Annotated in this window: 18 protein-coding genes and 1 tRNA gene; 18 read left to right on the forward strand and 1 reads right to left on the reverse strand. The window is 31.8% G+C overall.

The window, feature by feature from the left end; genetic code table 11:
• Positions 1-2: 2 nt before the first annotated feature.
• From pstB to EQM05_RS07625, 9 genes are all read left to right on the forward strand, one after another.
• Complete coding sequence (pstB, locus tag EQM05_RS07585; RefSeq protein ID WP_128749473.1) at positions 3-752, forward strand: phosphate ABC transporter ATP-binding protein PstB; 750 nt, start codon at positions 3-5, stop codon at positions 750-752.
• A gap of 23 nt (positions 753-775) precedes the next feature.
• Positions 776-1,432: a phosphate signaling complex protein PhoU gene (gene phoU, locus EQM05_RS07590; protein ID WP_128749474.1), complete on the forward strand. Its 657-nt coding sequence runs from the start codon at positions 776-778 to the stop codon at positions 1,430-1,432.
• 205 nt (positions 1,433-1,637) lie between these two features.
• On the forward strand, positions 1,638-2,261 hold the full coding sequence (locus EQM05_RS07595; RefSeq protein ID WP_128749475.1) for a DUF47 family protein: 624 nt from the start codon (positions 1,638-1,640) through the stop codon (positions 2,259-2,261).
• Positions 2,254-3,255: an inorganic phosphate transporter gene (locus EQM05_RS07600; protein WP_128749476.1), complete on the forward strand. Its 1,002-nt coding sequence runs from the start codon at positions 2,254-2,256 to the stop codon at positions 3,253-3,255. Before EQM05_RS07595 ends, EQM05_RS07600 begins: the two co-directional genes overlap by 8 nt.
• Before the next feature lie 230 nt (positions 3,256-3,485).
• Positions 3,486-4,820 carry a DUF512 domain-containing protein gene (locus tag EQM05_RS07605; RefSeq protein ID WP_128749477.1) on the forward strand — a complete coding sequence of 445 codons (1,335 nt, stop codon included), beginning with the start codon at positions 3,486-3,488 and terminating at the stop codon, positions 4,818-4,820.
• 2 nt (positions 4,821-4,822) lie between these two features.
• Entirely contained in the window at positions 4,823-6,139 is a 1,317-nt protein-coding gene (gene der, locus EQM05_RS07610) for a ribosome biogenesis GTPase Der (protein ID WP_128749478.1), read from the forward strand.
• A 2-nt stretch (positions 6,140-6,141) separates the two neighbouring features.
• Complete coding sequence (locus EQM05_RS07615) at positions 6,142-7,140, forward strand: NAD(P)H-dependent glycerol-3-phosphate dehydrogenase (protein ID WP_128749479.1); 999 nt, start codon at positions 6,142-6,144, stop codon at positions 7,138-7,140.
• A gap of 101 nt (positions 7,141-7,241) precedes the next feature.
• The gene (gene spoIVA, locus EQM05_RS07620; RefSeq protein ID WP_128749480.1) at positions 7,242-8,720 is read left to right on the forward strand and encodes a stage IV sporulation protein A; all 1,479 of its coding nucleotides are present in this window, start codon (positions 7,242-7,244) and stop codon (positions 8,718-8,720) included.
• 30 nt (positions 8,721-8,750) lie between these two features.
• Positions 8,751-8,826: transfer RNA gene (locus EQM05_RS07625), tRNA-Pro, on the forward strand.
• Positions 8,827-8,828: 2 nt separating this feature from the next.
• Here the strand turns inward: EQM05_RS07625 and EQM05_RS15740 are convergent.
• Positions 8,829-8,987 carry a hypothetical protein gene (locus EQM05_RS15740; protein WP_164917237.1) on the reverse strand — a complete coding sequence of 53 codons (159 nt, stop codon included), beginning with the start codon at positions 8,985-8,987 and terminating at the stop codon, positions 8,829-8,831.
• Positions 8,988-9,329: 342 nt separating this feature from the next.
• Here EQM05_RS15740 and EQM05_RS07630 point away from each other — a divergent pair, with 342 nt between their 5' ends.
• The 9 genes from EQM05_RS07630 to coaBC all read left to right on the forward strand — a co-directional run bounded on the left by EQM05_RS07630 (position 9,330) and on the right by coaBC (position 16,172).
• Positions 9,330-9,932, forward strand: coding sequence for a GerMN domain-containing protein (locus tag EQM05_RS07630; RefSeq protein WP_128749481.1), 603 nt, complete (start codon positions 9,330-9,332; stop codon positions 9,930-9,932).
• Between the two features lie 83 nt (positions 9,933-10,015).
• Positions 10,016-10,309 (forward strand): hypothetical protein, encoded by a 294-nt coding sequence (locus tag EQM05_RS07635; protein ID WP_128749482.1) that lies wholly within the window; start codon positions 10,016-10,018, stop codon positions 10,307-10,309.
• Between the two features lie 262 nt (positions 10,310-10,571).
• Positions 10,572-11,564, forward strand: coding sequence for an asparaginase (locus EQM05_RS07640; RefSeq protein WP_128749483.1), 993 nt, complete (start codon positions 10,572-10,574; stop codon positions 11,562-11,564).
• A gap of 153 nt (positions 11,565-11,717) precedes the next feature.
• Positions 11,718-12,869 (forward strand): aminotransferase class I/II-fold pyridoxal phosphate-dependent enzyme, encoded by a 1,152-nt coding sequence (locus EQM05_RS07645; protein WP_128749484.1) that lies wholly within the window; start codon positions 11,718-11,720, stop codon positions 12,867-12,869.
• Between the two features lie 108 nt (positions 12,870-12,977).
• Positions 12,978-13,856 (forward strand): YicC/YloC family endoribonuclease, encoded by an 879-nt coding sequence (locus EQM05_RS07650; RefSeq protein WP_128749485.1) that lies wholly within the window; start codon positions 12,978-12,980, stop codon positions 13,854-13,856.
• 16 nt (positions 13,857-13,872) lie between these two features.
• Positions 13,873-14,157 (forward strand): DUF370 domain-containing protein, encoded by a 285-nt coding sequence (locus EQM05_RS07655; RefSeq protein WP_128749486.1) that lies wholly within the window; start codon positions 13,873-13,875, stop codon positions 14,155-14,157.
• Positions 14,154-14,783 carry a guanylate kinase gene (gene gmk, locus EQM05_RS07660; protein ID WP_128749487.1) on the forward strand — a complete coding sequence of 210 codons (630 nt, stop codon included), beginning with the start codon at positions 14,154-14,156 and terminating at the stop codon, positions 14,781-14,783. The genes EQM05_RS07655 and gmk overlap by 4 nt, the downstream gene beginning before the upstream one ends.
• The gene (gene rpoZ / locus EQM05_RS07665; RefSeq protein ID WP_128749488.1) at positions 14,764-14,982 is read left to right on the forward strand and encodes a DNA-directed RNA polymerase subunit omega; all 219 of its coding nucleotides are present in this window, start codon (positions 14,764-14,766) and stop codon (positions 14,980-14,982) included. The genes gmk and rpoZ overlap by 20 nt, the downstream gene beginning before the upstream one ends.
• Positions 14,979-16,172 carry a bifunctional phosphopantothenoylcysteine decarboxylase/phosphopantothenate--cysteine ligase CoaBC gene (gene coaBC, locus EQM05_RS07670; RefSeq protein WP_128749489.1) on the forward strand — a complete coding sequence of 398 codons (1,194 nt, stop codon included), beginning with the start codon at positions 14,979-14,981 and terminating at the stop codon, positions 16,170-16,172. The genes rpoZ and coaBC overlap by 4 nt, the downstream gene beginning before the upstream one ends.
• Positions 16,173-16,244: the final 72 nt, after the last annotated feature.

Raw genomic sequence — 16,244 nt, forward strand, 5'->3', positions numbered from 1 at the left:
TAATGGGAATAATTGAAACAAAGGATTTAAACTTATATTATGGGCCAGTTCAGGCTCTAAAAAAAATAAACTTAAATATTGAAAAAAATGCAGTTACTGCTTTAATAGGTCCTTCAGGGTGCGGCAAATCAACTTTTCTAAGAACAATCAACAGAATGAATGACCTAATAGCTAATGTTAAAATAGATGGAAAAGTTTATTTCGAAGGAAAAGATGTATATTCTGAATATGATGTTATCGAATTAAGAAAAAGAATAGGTATGGTTTTTCAGAGGCCTAACCCTTTTCCAATGACAATTTATGATAATATTGCATATGGACCAAGAATTCATGGCATTAAAAATAAAGCTAAATTAGATGAAATTGTTGAGAAGAGTTTAAAGGGTGCAGCATTATGGGATGAAGTTAAAGACAGGCTTAAAAAGAATGCTCTGGGGCTTTCAGGCGGACAGCAGCAAAGATTATGCATTGCACGTACATTAGCTGTGGAACCTGAAGTGCTGCTTATGGATGAGCCAACGTCAGCATTGGATCCAATATCCACATTAAAAGTTGAAGAACTAATAGAAATATTAAAGAAAGAATATACTGTTATTATAGTAACTCATAATATGCAGCAGGCAGGAAGAATTTCAGACAGCACTGCTTTCTTCTTAAATGGAGAAGTAGTTGAATTTAACAAGACAGAAGACATATTTTATAAACCCAGGGATAAAAGAACAGAGGATTATATAACAGGAAGATTTGGTTAATTAATAGGAAGAGGTGAAACAAATTGACAAGAAAAGGGTTTGATTCTGAACTTCAATATCTTCATAATGACATATTGAGAATGGGCAGTATAGTTGAAAAACAAATTCATCAATCCATAGAATCCTTGGTGAATCAAGATGATAATTTGGCCAATACAGTAATAAAAAATGATGATTTAGTGGATAATCTGCAAAAAGAAATTGAAAGTAAATGTATAATTCTTATAGCCAGGGAGCAGCCCCTGGCAATAGATTTAAGAACAATTTTTACTTCAATCAAACTGGTGACAGATTTAGAGAGGATGGCTGATCATGCAGTTGATATTGCTAAGATAGCAAGAATATTAAAGAATGAGAAATTTATTAAAGAACTTATAGATATTCCTAAAATGGCTGATATAGTTCAAAATATGATAAAGGAATCATTAGATGCCTATGTGGAAGGCAATGTGGATAAGGCATATGATGTATGCGAAATGGATGACCAAATAGATGGAATTTATAGAAGAGTATTCAATGAATTGCTGCCTATGATGACAAAGGACAGCAGTATTGTGAATCAAGTAACACAATTTTTGTTTATTTGCAAATATCTTGAACGTGTTGCAGATCATGTTACAAATATTTGTGAATGGACAATTTACCTTGTTACTGGTGAACAAAAAGATCTAAATGAATAAAAGATTAAGGTACTGAAGTTAATAATTCGGTACCTTTATTTTATGCATATTTCCGCAATTATTTGGAATTATTGTCGTCAATTGTCTTATGTTAAAAATATTTAACATAACTAACATGATTATTGCTATGTGTATACGTTAAGAAATATGGTATAATGTTAAAGGTTTGTTAAGAAAATAATAAAAATATTATTTGGAGGTAATTATGTTTAATATTAAGCCAAAAGAAGATACATTTTTTAATATTTTTATATCTACGGGAAAGATTACATATAAAGCATCCACACAGTTAAGAAGTTTTATGGATGATTTGACAAATGCTGAGGAAAATTTAAAGAATATCAAGGAAACTGAGCATGAAGGTGATAGAAATCAGCATTTAATGAGACAGGAATTAAACAAGACCTTTTTAACACCATTTGATAGAGAGGACATATATTTAATGGCAAATGGTATGGATGATATAATAGACCTAATTGAATCAAGCAGCAGCAGATTTGTTATGCTTAATGTAAAAAGTATTACTGAGGAGGCAAAACAACTTGCAGATATGATAGTAAAGTGCTGCAGCGAATTAAGTATTATAATGAATGAACTAAGTAATATTAAAAAGTATACTGATATGGAAAAACATATAATAGAAATTAACAGACTGGAAGAAGAGGGAGATAAAATATCAAGATCTGCTATTAAAGAATTATTTAGAAGCGGAGAGGAAGTTCTTGAAGTAATTAAATGGAGAGAAATATATCAATATCTTGAAAATACACTGGACTCTTGTGAACATGTAGCAAATATTATAGAAGGAGTTATAATGAAAAATGCTTAGTTTGCCGATTATATTAACAATAGTAATAGTTGTATTAGCTGTATTCTTTGATTTGATAAATGGATTTCATGATTGTGCTAATGCCATAGCAACGTCAGTTTCTACAAGGGTTTTAACTTTAAGACAAGCTGTTATTATGTCAGCATTTTTTAATCTTGTTGGTGCATTTATAAGTGAAAAGGTTGCTGAAACAATTGGTAACGGGTTAGTTGATCCTAAAAGCGTTACCCAGTACGTTATAATAGCTGCACTAATAGCTGCCATTATATGGGATTTAATTACATGGCTTTATGGTATTCCAAGCAGTTCCTCACATGCACTTATAGGAGGACTTTTGGGCTCAGCAATAGTTTACAGTTTTTCATTTAAAGTTGTATACTGGCAGAACTTTTTTGACAAAGTAGTTCTCTGGCTTTTCTTGTCGCCTATAATTGGATTTATTGCAGGTTTTACTATTATGCATTTATTAAATTTTATATTAAGAAATCAAAAGCCGGCATTTGTCACAAGGTTTTTTTCAAAAGCACAAATTGTATCTGCTGCACTTATGGCATTTAATCATGGGAGTAATGATGCCCAAAAATCTATGGGAATCATTGCTATGGCTCTTTTAAGCGGAGGATTCATAAATACATTTTATGTGCCGCTGTGGGTTAAGATAAGCTGCGCTACAGCAATGGCTCTGGGAACTACTTTTGGTGGCAAAAGAATAATAAAAACAGTTGGACACAATATGGCAAAACTTGCCCCAGTCAATGGATTTGCGGCTGAAACAGGTGCTGCTGCTGTTATATTTACAGCTACCATGTTAAATTCACCTGTTAGTACAACACATATTATTTCCACTTCTATAATGGGTGTTGCTGCATCTAAAAGGCTTTCAGCAGTAAAATGGTCTCTTGCAAAAGATATAGTTTTAGCATGGGTGTTAACCATCCCAATTTGTTTTTTAATTGGGGCAGCTGTTATGTATTTATTTTTATTGATTTCATAATATATTTTTATAATGGACCTCAAATGGGGTCTTTTTTCTTTTTAGAATATTTATATAAAAATGTGATAATATAGAGGTATATTAAGCTGCATACCTGTTTTGGAAAAGTCATTGACTTAAAATATGTATTAATGTAATATAACTTAATGTATATACTTTGCAAAGTGTGCATATAATTTCATTTAGTATTTTTTTGCAAAGTATGCATAAGAAGATTTAGGAGTGAAAAAATGAAAAACGAAATTGTTGCAGTTCAAAAGGGCAGCATTGCTGATGAACTTGAAATAGAGGCGGGAGACAAACTACTTACTATAAATGGTCAGGAAGTAAAGGATATAATTGACTATAAATTTTTAATAGCTGATGAAAATATAAAAATGGAAGTTGAGAAACCAAATGGTGACATATGGGAACTGGAAATTGAAAAGGATTATGACGATAAACTTGGCATAGATTTTAAGGAATCCATAATGGATAAACCTAAGAGCTGTCATAATAAATGTGTGTTTTGCTTTATTGATCAATTACCTAAGGGCATGAGGGACACGCTATATTTTAAAGATGATGATTCAAGACTGGCATTTCTCCAAGGTAATTTTGTTACAATGACTAATATGAGTGATGAGGATATTGATAGAATAATTAAATATAGAATAAGCCCAATAAATGTATCGGTTCACACAACTAATGGTGAGCTAAGGGTTAAAATGACAAACAACAGATTTGCATCTAATATATATGAAAGGTTAAAAAAGCTGGCGAAAGCTGGTATTAAGCTTAATTGTCAGATAGTTTTATGTCCTGGAATAAATGATAATGAAGAGCTTATTAAAACAATAGAGGATTTATATAAACTGTATCCATATATAGAGAATTTAGCTGTAGTTCCAGTTGGAATAACTAAGTTCCGAGAAGGACTTTATCATCTGGATACATTTGATTCAGATAGTGCAAAGCATCAGCTTGATATTGTAGCTAAACTTCAAAAAAAATATATGGATGAAATAGGTACACCTTTTGTAAGATTATCAGACGAGTTTTATATTACTGCTAATGAAAAGATTCCAGATTCGTCATTTTATGAGGAATATAAACAATTGGAGGATGGGGTAGGAGTTATAAGGTTATTTAGAGATACCATAAGCAGCGACATAAATAAATTAAGAAATTCAGGACATGGGTCTTTCACATTAATAACTGGTGAATCAGCATATCTGGAAATAGAAAATGCTGCTTCAAAAATACATAATAAAAATAGGAATATTAATATTGATGTTAAGAAGATAGTAAATGATTTCTTTGGATCAACAATTACAGTTTCAGGCCTTATAACTGGAAAGGATATAATAAGTCAGTGTAAAAATAAATTATTAGGGAAATATGTAATTATACCCAATACTATGCTTCGAAAAGGATATGAACCTGGAGGGCAGGATGAGCAGATTTTTCTCGATGATATTACTGTTTCAATGTTAGAACAGCAGCTTAGCAGGAAAGTAGTTGTTTGTGATTATACTGGTGAAGATTTCATTGACACCATTAATGAGTTAATAGAGGAGGAATAACAATGGATAGACCAATAGTTGCTATTGTGGGAAGACCAAATGTAGGTAAATCCACTTTATTTAATAAGCTTGCGGGTAAAAGGATTTCTATAGTTGAAGATACTCCAGGTGTAACAAGGGATAGGATATACGCTCAGGCTGAATGGCTGAAATATAATTTTACTATAATAGATACTGGAGGTATAGAGACTGAAGGCACAGATGTGATAATATCTCAGATGAGAAGACAGGCACAGATAGCTATTGATACTGCAAAGGTAATTATATTTATAGTAGATGGAAAAGAAGGACTTACACCTGCCGATAGAGAAGTTGCGCAAATGCTTAGAAAAAGTAATAAACCAGTTGTGCTTGTAGTAAATAAAATTGATAATTTAAAAGATGAGAATAATGCCTATGAATTCTATAATTTAGGCATAGGTGATCCAATTACCATATCTGCTTCACAGGGTCTTGGACTTGGTGATATGCTTGATAGGGTTGTGCAGCACTTTGATGAAGATGAAAACTATAGTGAAGAGGATGAAAACATAAAAATAGCCTTTGTTGGCAAACCCAATGTGGGAAAATCTTCATTAATAAATAAACTTTTAGGGGAAGAAAGAGTTATTGTAAGTGATATTCCTGGAACAACAAGGGATTCAATAGACAGTTACATAGAAACAGATGATGGCAAATTTACTTTGATAGATACTGCCGGCTTAAGAAGAAAAAGCAAAGTAAAGGAGCAGATAGAAAGATATAGTGTAATTAGAACATATACAGCTATAGAAAGAGCTGATGTGTGCATACTTATGATTGATTCCAAAGATGGAATCAGCGAGCAGGATGAAAAAATTATAGGATATGCACATGAAATGAGTAAAGCTATAATGGTAGTAGTGAATAAATGGGATTTAATTGAAAAAGATACTAAAACAATGGATTTTTTCAAAAAAAACTTACAATATAATCTTTCATTTATGCCATATGCACCTTATTTGTTTATATCTGCCAAAAGCGGTCAGAGAGTGCAGAAGGTACTTCAGATTGCAAGGCAATGTTATGCTAACTATAGCAAAAGAATTAAAACTGGTGTGCTAAATGATGTAATAAGCAGAGCTGTAATGATGAAGGAACCTCCAGTAGTGGGGACAAAAAGACTTAAAATTTATTATGTAACACAAACAGGTACCAAACCTCCAACTTTTGTTTTCTTTGTAAATGATTCATCTACAATTCATTTTTCTTATGAAAGATATATAGAAAACCAGTTGAGAGAAAGCTTTGATTTCAGCGGAACTGGAATAAAAATGGAGTTTAGAGAAAGGAAGGAATAAAAATGTGCTGCAATGTTGCTATATTAGGAGCAGGAAGTTTTGGGACAGCTTTAGCTGTAATGCTTTCTAAAAATGGGCATAAAATAAATATTTGGGACAGAAATGAGAAAACAGTTGAAGATATAAATGTTAAAAGAGAAAACATTAAATATCTCCATAATGTTATTATTCCTAGTGGAGTAAATGCTTATAATAATAAAAAGGAAGCAATAAATGAATGTGATTATGTAATTTTGGCAGTTCCATCACATGTTATCAGGAGTATTTGTAAGGATATAAAAGAACTTGTAAATAAAGATCAAATAATAATAAGCATTGCAAAGGGCATAGAAGAACATACTGGGAAAAGACTGTCACAGGTAATTCAGGAAGAACTTCCAGAAAGTCCTGTGGTAATTTTATCAGGACCAAGTCATGCCGAAGAAGTTGCTCAGGATATTCCAACCACTGTGGTAGTTTCCTCATTAAACATGGAATATGCTGATAAAGTTCAAAATTTATTTATGAATAATAAATTCAGAGTGTATACCAATGATGACTTAATAGGTGTTGAAATTGGTGGAGCAGTTAAAAATATCATTGCTCTTGCTGCGGGAATTTCAGATGGAATTGGATGCGGTGATAATACTAAAGCTGCCTTAATGACCAGGGGAATGAGCGAGATAGTAAGAATTGGAGTCAAGCTTGGAGGAAAGCCTGAAACATTTTCAGGACTTACTGGAATGGGCGATTTAATTGTGACCTGCACCAGTATGCACAGCAGAAACAGAAGAGCAGGAATATTAATTGGCAAAGGCATGTCACTTAATGAAGCTGCTGATCAGATAGGCATGGTTGTTGAGGGAGCAAAAGCATGCAGGGCATTTTATGAATTAAAGGATAAAATCCATGTAGATATGCCAATCACTGATACTTTGTATAAAGTATTATTTGAAGGAAAAGACCCCAAGTATGGTGTTTATGAATTAATGACAAGAGATAAAAAACAAGAAAGTTATTAAAAGTACAGCAAAAGCTGTACTTTTTTTTACCATAAAGTAATATACTCTTACAAAAGATAATATATATATATTGTCAATAATAGATAAGTGGGAGGTATATCTTGGAAAGCTTTGATATATACAAGGACATTGCTGAAAGAACTCAAGGTGACATCTACGTAGGGGTGGTTGGGCCAGTAAGAACAGGTAAATCCACATTCATAAAAAGGTTTATGGAAATTATGGTTCTTCCGAAAATTGAGAATTCATATAAACAGCAAAGAGCAAAAGATGAACTGCCACAAAGTGGTAGCGGCAAGTCTATTCACACTACAGAACCTAAATTTGTACCCAATGAAGCAGTGGAAATTTCATTAGATGATAACACAAAACTTAAAGTAAGAATGGTTGATTGTGTTGGATACATTGTAAAAAGCGCTCTTGGTTACATGGAAGGCGAAAATTCAAAAATGGTTACCACTCCATGGTATGATTATGAAATACCTTTTGAGGAAGCAGCAGAACTTGGCACTAAAAAAGTAATTAATGAACATTCAACCATAGGGCTGGTTGTTACTACAGATGGATCCATAACGGATATTAAAAGGGAGGATTATGTAGAAGCAGAAGAAAGGGTAGTCAATGAATTAAAGTCAATAAACAAGCCTTTTATTATGATTTTAAATTCTAAACATGTAGATAATGAAGAAACAATACAACTTAAGAATGAACTTGAAGAAAAATATGATGTACCTGTTCAGGCTATGGATGTACTTAACATGAATGAACAGGATATCGAGGATACATTACAAAGGGTACTTAAAGAGTTCCCTGTAAAAGAAATTAATATAAATATGCCTGAATGGATAGAAAAATTAGATTCAAAACATTGGCTTAAAATCGAATTTGTAAATGTAGTTAAGAGTCTATGCAAAAACATATTAAAAATAAGAGATATAGGTAAATCTGTAGATGGACTTAGGAATAGTGAATTTCTAGATGAATCTAAAATAAATGAAATTAATATGGGACAAGGGACTGCTACAGTATCATTAAAGCCAAAGCATGGTATGTTTTATAGGATACTTGGAGAGGTATGCGGTCAGGAAATATCAGGTGAAAGTGATCTTCTGAATATTCTTAAGGATATGCACTCAGCAAAGTGTGAATACGACAAAATAGCTCAAGCTTTAAAGGATGTAAGAGAGACAGGATACGGATTAGTACCTCCGCAATTGTCGGAGATGAAGCTGGAAGAGCCTGAAATAATAAAGAGTGGAAATAAATGCATAGTGAAATTAAAGGCATCTGCTCCAAGCTTACATTTTATCAAAGCAGACATTCAAACTGAAATTTCTCCAATTATGGGAAATGAAAAAGAAAGCGAAGAAATGGTTAAAAATTTATTTGAACAATTTGAGAATGATCCATCGAAATTATGGCAGAGTAATATGTTTGGCAAAACTTTAGAAGACCTTGTAAAGGATGGATTACAAAATAAATTGTATAAAATGCCGGAAGATGTACAAATTAAGATTCAGAAAACATTACAAAAGATTATTAATGAGGGCAATGGAGGATTAATTTGCATAATTCTTTAGATTATAATATAATATATTATACATGTTAATCTGGGTGTAGCGCAGATGGTAGCGTGCATGAATGGGGTTCATGAGGTCGCAAGTTCAAGTCTTGTCACCCAGACCATCTCAAACCTTTAGGCTCAATGGCTTAGGGGTTTTTATTTTTTCATCTTGCCCCTTTTTCAAACTATTAATGTCACCTTTCAAGTCTGCATACATTTTTTCCAGCAATTCAAATATTTTTTCATTTTCCATATTTATCATCCCTTTCTTATTTCCATTCATAAATTTTAACTCCTTTAATCTTCATCTTCAAATAATGCATCTATGTACTTTTCTAATAATTCCATCTTTTGAGGAGTTATATTTTTACCTTCTAAGTGTACTGCCAAAGTATCAAGCTGATTAAACTTTTTTTCTATGGATACAACATGATGTCAAGCTAACCGTTATTTATTTAAAACACAATACTTTGATTTTAGGTGTAAAAAATTTTTTAAAAAAGGTAATTAAATAATATAAATTACATAAAATATTAAGACTGGAATTTTCATTATTCCAGGTCTTTTTTATTATTCACAATATTTTTAAGATTTATATTCATATATATACAAGGAGGTAGTAACAATGAAAAAATTGTTTTTATTAATTATAGTGCTGGCGCTGTTTTTAACTTCATGTACTGGTACAAACAAACCTGGTAATTCTTCATCTTCTAAAAATGGAGTTTCAAACTCTAATACAACTATAAGTAATAGTGATGATAAAAGTAATAACAACAATGCTGCTGAAAATAAAAAGGCAACCACTGAAAGTAAAAAAACAACTACTGTAATAAAAGTATTTTTAATTGCTATAGATGATAATGGTAAAAGCGGTAAGAAGCTTGACACAGGCGATAGCGTGGTGGCTGTAGAAAGGGTAATTTCCACACCAGAAACACCACTAAAAGGGGCACTAAGTGATTTGTTTTCTATAAAAGACAGAATTTATGGAAAGTCTGGTTTATATAATACTTTATACAAATCAAATCTTAAAGTTGAAAGTGCTAAAATAGTGAATGGAGCAGCAACTGTTAATTTATCAGGAACTTTTAGTCTTGGTGGAGTAATGGATATTCCAAGAGTGAAGGCTCAGCTAATTGAAACTGTTATGCAGTTTCAATCTGTGAAGAGTGCTAAGATTTATATTAATGGCAAGACATTAGATGATGCACTTTCATTAAAATAGCTAATTTACCAAATGAAATTATATAGATACAATAAGTTCTAATTTTATCCCCATTAAAATATTTTGTATTGGAGGGGATAAATATGGATATGACTCAGATTTTAATTTCATCACTTATAGTTGAAGCCTTGTGGGAAACATCAAAAATGTTCTGGCAGAACGGTAAGATAAATTATGATAGAATTGGAGCAGTAGCATTTGGGGAATTAGTAGCCTTAAGTGCAAATATAGATTTTTTAGCTGCTGTAGGGGTTAATATGAGAATCCCTATTGTTGGAAATATTTTAACAGGTTTATTAATATCAAGAGGTGCAAATTTTATGCATGATATTTTGGCATCAGTGGGTACTTTCAGCAGTAATATTAAACAGAAATAATTTCTATTTAAGCAATTGGAGTTTTATGATATATTATTTTGAAAATATAATATACAGAAGAAACACTTTTACTCGTGGAAGAAAATGTAAATGCAATTAAATAATATATTATAATTAGCTTAATAATATAAGATATATGCAATAAAAATAATAAAATATTGAACATATATCTTTTTTTAAAAAAATTAATGAAATGATATTTAAAGTACTGTAAAATATATATTAGAAGGTGAGAATAAATATAAATTAGGGGGAAATGAACATGAAAAAAGTAGCAGTTGTTTTTAATGGTGGAACAATTTCAATGAAGGTGGACCCAAGAATAAAAGCGGCGGTTCCATCATTAACAGGAGAAGATATCATGTCAATGGTAACAGGTATTGAAGAGTTTGCTACTGTTGAATCTTATACTTTTTCTAATGTGCCAAGTCCACATATGACCCCTCTTAATATGATGGAATTATCTAAATTTATAAGAAAACTTTTGGATAGAGATGATATTTCTGGAGTAGTGGTAACCCATGGAACTGATACATTAGAAGAAACAGCATATTTACTTGATTTAACAATAAATAATGAGAAACCTGTAATTGTCACCGGTTCAATGAGAAGCAGTTCTGAACTGGGATATGACGGGCCAGCAAATCTTGCAGCTTCAATTTGTACAGCAATTACCCAAGAAGCAAGGGGAAAGGGAGTTTTGGTATGCTTAAATGATGAACTAAACTGTGCAAGTGAAGTAACAAAAAGTAATTCAATGAGTTTAAATACTTTTAAGAGTCCATATTTTGGACCAGTAGGAATTGTGGATAATAATGAAGTGATATTTTATAGAGACACTTTAAAAAAACAGCACATAAAAACAGATGTTATTGAAACTAAGGTTGATCTGATAAAGTGTGTATCCGGACTGGATTCCAGAATAATTGATTATTACATAAGCCAGGGTGATAAAGGATTAGTAATAGAAGGGCTAGGGAGAGGCAACATTCCTCCAGATATGGTGGATGGAGTTAAAAGGGCCTTAGATAAGGAAATACCAATAGTCCTGGTTTCCAGATGCTATGAAAGCAGGGTACTTGATACTTATGGATATCATGGAGGAGGTAAGGAATTAAAGAACATGGGAGTGATTTTTGGAGATAATCTGCCGGGACAAAAGGCAAGGATAAAGCTCATGGTTGCCTTGGGAGCTTATGGAAATGATAATAAAAAAATAAGGGAGATATTTGAAAAGGACCACTATATTAAATAAGTATAAACTTACAGCCTTAAAGTATAAAACAAAGCACGCTTTAAGGCATTTTCTTATAAAAAATCAAGGCACATATATAATAAAATTTATGAAAGTAACAAATACTTTAATTTTTGAATAGAATGATATAAAAGCCTAATAGGAGAGAAATCTATGAAAATAAATAACAGAATGAATACTATTAAGGAATATCATTTTAAAAAAATTGAAGAAAATAAAAAAGTTCTTATTAATCAAGGAAAAGAAATTATTGATTTAAGCATTGGAGATCCTGATCTGCCAGTGGAAAAATCAATTGTACAGGCACTGGAAAATGCTTTATGTACTAAAAATTACAATAATTATCCTCCATATGACGGTATTATTCAGCTAAAGAATGAGATTATAAATTACTATAAACAGGTATTTAATGTGTCCCTGGTTCGGGAAGAAGTTCTTATTCTTATTGGGTCAAAAGAAGGAATAAGCAATATTATACCTGCTGTATGTGACTTTGGAGATACATTAATTATGCCAGAACCAGCATATCCTGTATATGAAACCTGTTCAAGACTATGGGGAACAGAACCATACACTATACCATTAAAGGAATCACATGGATATCTTCCAGATTTAAGTGCTATTCCAGATAATATAAGAAGGAAAGCTAAATTATTTTTCATTAATTATCCAAATAACCCCACAGGAGCAATAGCAAATGATTATTTTTATAAGTATATAGTTAATTATTGTATAGATAATGATATAGTGTTATGCAATGATGGTGCTTATAATGAAATAATAATGGAAAAAAGGCAGCCATTAAGTCTGCTGCAGTTTGACCCAGATAAAAAGTTTATTGAATTTGGATCATTTTCAAAAACTTATAATATGACTGGTTTCCGAATCGGTTATGTAGTAGGAAATAGAAACATTATAGATGCAATTTGTAAAGTAAAGAGCAATTTGGATTCTGGTCAATTTATTCCAATACAGTTAGCTGCAGTAGCTGCACTAAAACTTGACAGGAATTACGTTGATAGAGTAAGGAAAGTTTATGATAAGAGAAGAGAAATAGCAATTTCAATTTTAAATGAAAAAAATATTAAAGTTTTTAGTGGTGGCGGAACGTTTTATATATGGTGCAAAATCCCACACAATTATACTACAGATGAATTTTGCGAAGAATTACTGGATCAGAATGGTTTAATTGTTACGCCGGGATATTGTTTCGGAAATTCAGGTTATGGATATTTCAGGATATCTCTGACTAAAAGCTGTGGTGAAATTGAAAAAACACTTAAAAAATTAAAAAAGTATGAATAAAGTGTTAACAATTTTGTTTTTTGTATTCTAATTATGTTATAATTCATATAAAAATAAATTTATTAAATAAGTTTTTATGAATTAGTTGTTTTGGAAGGATGTATTATAATGATTAAGAGCATGACTGGTTATGGGAGAGGCAGCTTTGACAAGAATGGAAGAAGCTTCATAGTAGAAATAAAAAGCGTTAATCACAGATATCTGGACTTAAACATTAAAATGCCTAAGAATCTTTTTTCTCTTGAGGATAGAGTGAGAAAAACTATTTCAAATAAAGTCAGCAGGGGTAAAATTGACTTGTTTGTAACACAAAGCAGTTACGGAAGAGCTGATATGACTGCAGTTTTTAACGAAGCTCTTGGAGATAGTTATGTGAAATGTTTAAATGAAATCAAAAATAGATATAACATTAGTGATGGTGTTTCTCTTGGCTTGGTTTCAAAATTCCCGGAGGTTATAACATTAAATCAGGCTGAGGAAGATATGGATGAAATCTGGGATGCACTTAAGCCCGCTTTGGATGAATCATTGGATATGCTTATAACAATGAGGACAAATGAAGGTGAAAAACTGCAGGATAATATTATTAATAAATGTGATTTTATAAAAAGCTATGTTGACAAAATAGAGGAAAAATCACCTGTAATAATCAGTGAATATAAGGAAAAGCTAAATGAAAAAATAAGAGAATTATTAGGTGACAGGCAGATTGATGAAAGCAGAATTGCTATGGAAGTTGCAATATTTGCTGATAAAGCCTGTGTAGATGAAGAAATTGTCAGGCTGAACAGTCATTTAGAGCAGCTTAAAAGCACTATTGGTTTAAATGAATCTGTTGGCAGAAAGCTGGATTTTATTGTTCAGGAAATGAATAGAGAAACGAATACCATAGCATCAAAATCTACAGATATAGAAATTATCAACACTGTTTTAAATATAAAAAATGAAATAGAAAAAATAAGAGAACAAGTACAAAATATTGAATAGAGGTAGGAGGAAACATATGAGTATTAAATTAATAAACATTGGATTTGGGAATATTGTATCTGCCAACAGATTAGTAGCTATAGTTAGTCCGGAATCTGCACCAATTAAAAGAATTATCCAGGAAGCAAGGGATAGAGGTATGCTGATTGATGCTACATATGGCAGAAGAACCAGAGCAGTAATAATAACAGACAGCGATCATGTAATTTTATCGGCAGTTCAGCCTGAAACTGTTGCCCATAGATTATCTTCTAAGGATGATGATCCAGAGGAAAGTATTGATGAGGTTGATGAAAAATGAACCAGGGCGGACTTTTAATTGTAATTTCAGGACCTTCAGGTGCAGGTAAAGGAACCATTTGCAAAGCACTGCTTAAAAGAAATGATTTTTGTTTATCTGTTTCTGCAACCACCAGAGCTCCAAGAAATGGAGAGCTTGAAGGAACTAATTACTATTTTATGACAAAGGATGAATTCTTAAAAAAGGTTGATGAAGGCGATTTTTTAGAATTTGCAGAAGTATATGGAAATTATTATGGTACCCCAAAATCAAGGGTTTTTAATTGCTTGGATAAAGGTAATGATGTAATTTTAGAAATAGATATACAAGGAGCTTTAAAAGTAAAGGAGAATTACCCAGAAGGTATATTTATTTTCATTTTGCCTCCTTCTATGGAAGAATTAAAAAACAGAATAATTAATAGAGGAAGCGAAACTCCTGAAACTCTTATGACCAGGTTTAAATCAGCCTATAAGGAAATAAATTATGTATCAAAATATAACTATGCAGTTGTTAATGATACTGTGGATGAAGCGGTTTTAAAAATTGAAAGTATATTAACTGCTGAAAAATGCAGAGTTGATAGAATAAAAGACATGATTCTAGATTCAAAGGAGGGTTTGATTCATGAGCAACTCTATGATTAATCCATCAATAGTTGATTTGCTTAAAAAAGTTGAAAACAGATATACATTAGTTGCTGTTACATCTAAAAGGGCACGCCAGCTAATTCAGGGAGATGAGCCATTAATAGACACTGACATTACCAAGCCGGTTTCAATTGCTATTAATGAAATAGATGAAGGAAAGGTAACATACGAAAGAGTTAAGGAAGGTATAAAATGATTAGTAATAGCAAAAAGACTGTAGTTATGGGAGTCACTGGCGGTATTGCGGCTTACAAAGCCTTAGATATTGTTAGCAGACTTATTAAAAACAGTATTGAAGTTCATGTAATAATGACAGATAATGCTGTAAAATTTGTCACACCACTGAGTTTTCAAAGTTTAAGCCAAAATATGGTTTCAGTTGATACATTTTCTGAACCAAAGGCCTTTGAAATTCAACATATCTCACTGGCTAAAAAAGCAGACATAATGTTAATTGCTCCTGCAACAGCAAATATTATAGGAAAAATTGCAAATGGAATAGCCGATGATATGCTTAGTACTACAGTTATGGCAACTAACGCTGAAGTGTTTATTGCACCAGCTATGAATACTAATATGTATAAAAATACCATAGTGCAAAATAATATTAAAAAACTTAAAGATTTAGGTTATAAGTTTATTAATCCTGCTTCTGGCAGACTAGCCTGTGGGGATACAGGGGAAGGAAAATTAGCTGATACAGATCAAATCACAAGCATTATATTAAATGCATTAAACTCTAAAAAGGATATGGCCGGGAAAAAAGTGCTGGTTACCGCAGGACCAACTATTGCACCAATAGACCCTGTAAGATTTATATCAAACAGATCTACTGGTAAAATGGGATATGCAATAGCTGAAGAGGCTCAAAGCAGAGGGGCGCAGGTTGTTTTAATCAGTGGTCCGACATATCTTGATGCTCCTTTTGGAGTTGATTTAATTAAAGTTAATACCAATGAGGAAATGTTAAATGCTGTACTTTCTGAATTTGATGATTCTGATATAGTTATTAAAAGTGCTGCAGTTGCAGACTATAAACCTAAAATGTACAGTGTTGAAAAAATAAAAAAACAGGATGACATTCTTAATTTAGAATTTGTTAAGGACATAGATATTCTAAAATTTTTAGGCAGCAAAAAGAAAAATCAGAAACTAATAGGATTTGCAGCAGAAAGCAGTAATTTAATCAATAATGCCCGTGAAAAGCTGCAAAAGAAAAATCTGGATTACATAGTTGCAAATGATATAACAAGTAGAGAAACTGGATTTGCAAGTGACTTAAACAAGGTTACAATTCTATGTAAGAACGGAGAAAAAATTTCATTGGATACTATGACAAAAAGGCAGGTTGCAAAAGAATTATTTGACATAATAAATAATATATAGAAAGTAAATATATTACAAGGGGGCCAGCACTCATATTTCTAAATGATGCAGTGCCTCTTTTACTATACTTTG

This window comes from Clostridium sp. JN-9 (assembly GCF_004103695.1).
GTDB lineage: Bacteria > Bacillota > Clostridia > Clostridiales > Clostridiaceae > JN-9.

Bases quoted from the DNA above. Each gene is read 5' to 3' on its own strand.
- EQM05_RS07645 (WP_128749484.1), top strand. From the start codon at position 11,718: ATGAAAATAAATAACAGAATGAATACTATTAAGGAATATCATTTTAAA.
- EQM05_RS15740 (WP_164917237.1), bottom strand. From the start codon at position 8,987: ATGAATGGAAATAAGAAAGGGATGATAAATATGGAAAATGAAAAAATA.
- EQM05_RS07630 (WP_128749481.1), top strand. From the start codon at position 9,330: ATGAAAAAATTGTTTTTATTAATTATAGTGCTGGCGCTGTTTTTAACT.
- EQM05_RS07615 (WP_128749479.1), top strand. From the start codon at position 6,142: ATGTGCTGCAATGTTGCTATATTAGGAGCAGGAAGTTTTGGGACAGCT.
- EQM05_RS07655 (WP_128749486.1), top strand. From the start codon at position 13,873: ATGAGTATTAAATTAATAAACATTGGATTTGGGAATATTGTATCTGCC.
- EQM05_RS07640 (WP_128749483.1), top strand. From the start codon at position 10,572: ATGAAAAAAGTAGCAGTTGTTTTTAATGGTGGAACAATTTCAATGAAG.
- EQM05_RS07600 (WP_128749476.1), top strand. From the start codon at position 2,254: ATGCTTAGTTTGCCGATTATATTAACAATAGTAATAGTTGTATTAGCT.
- rpoZ (WP_128749488.1), top strand. From the start codon at position 14,764: ATGAGCAACTCTATGATTAATCCATCAATAGTTGATTTGCTTAAAAAA.
- EQM05_RS07605 (WP_128749477.1), top strand. From the start codon at position 3,486: ATGAAAAACGAAATTGTTGCAGTTCAAAAGGGCAGCATTGCTGATGAA.
- EQM05_RS07595 (WP_128749475.1), top strand. From the start codon at position 1,638: ATGTTTAATATTAAGCCAAAAGAAGATACATTTTTTAATATTTTTATA.
- coaBC (WP_128749489.1), top strand. From the start codon at position 14,979: ATGATTAGTAATAGCAAAAAGACTGTAGTTATGGGAGTCACTGGCGGT.
- pstB (WP_128749473.1), top strand. From the start codon at position 3: ATGGGAATAATTGAAACAAAGGATTTAAACTTATATTATGGGCCAGTT.
- EQM05_RS07650 (WP_128749485.1), top strand. From the start codon at position 12,978: ATGATTAAGAGCATGACTGGTTATGGGAGAGGCAGCTTTGACAAGAAT.
- der (WP_128749478.1), top strand. From the start codon at position 4,823: ATGGATAGACCAATAGTTGCTATTGTGGGAAGACCAAATGTAGGTAAA.
- EQM05_RS07635 (WP_128749482.1), top strand. From the start codon at position 10,016: ATGGATATGACTCAGATTTTAATTTCATCACTTATAGTTGAAGCCTTG.
- gmk (WP_128749487.1), top strand. From the start codon at position 14,154: ATGAACCAGGGCGGACTTTTAATTGTAATTTCAGGACCTTCAGGTGCA.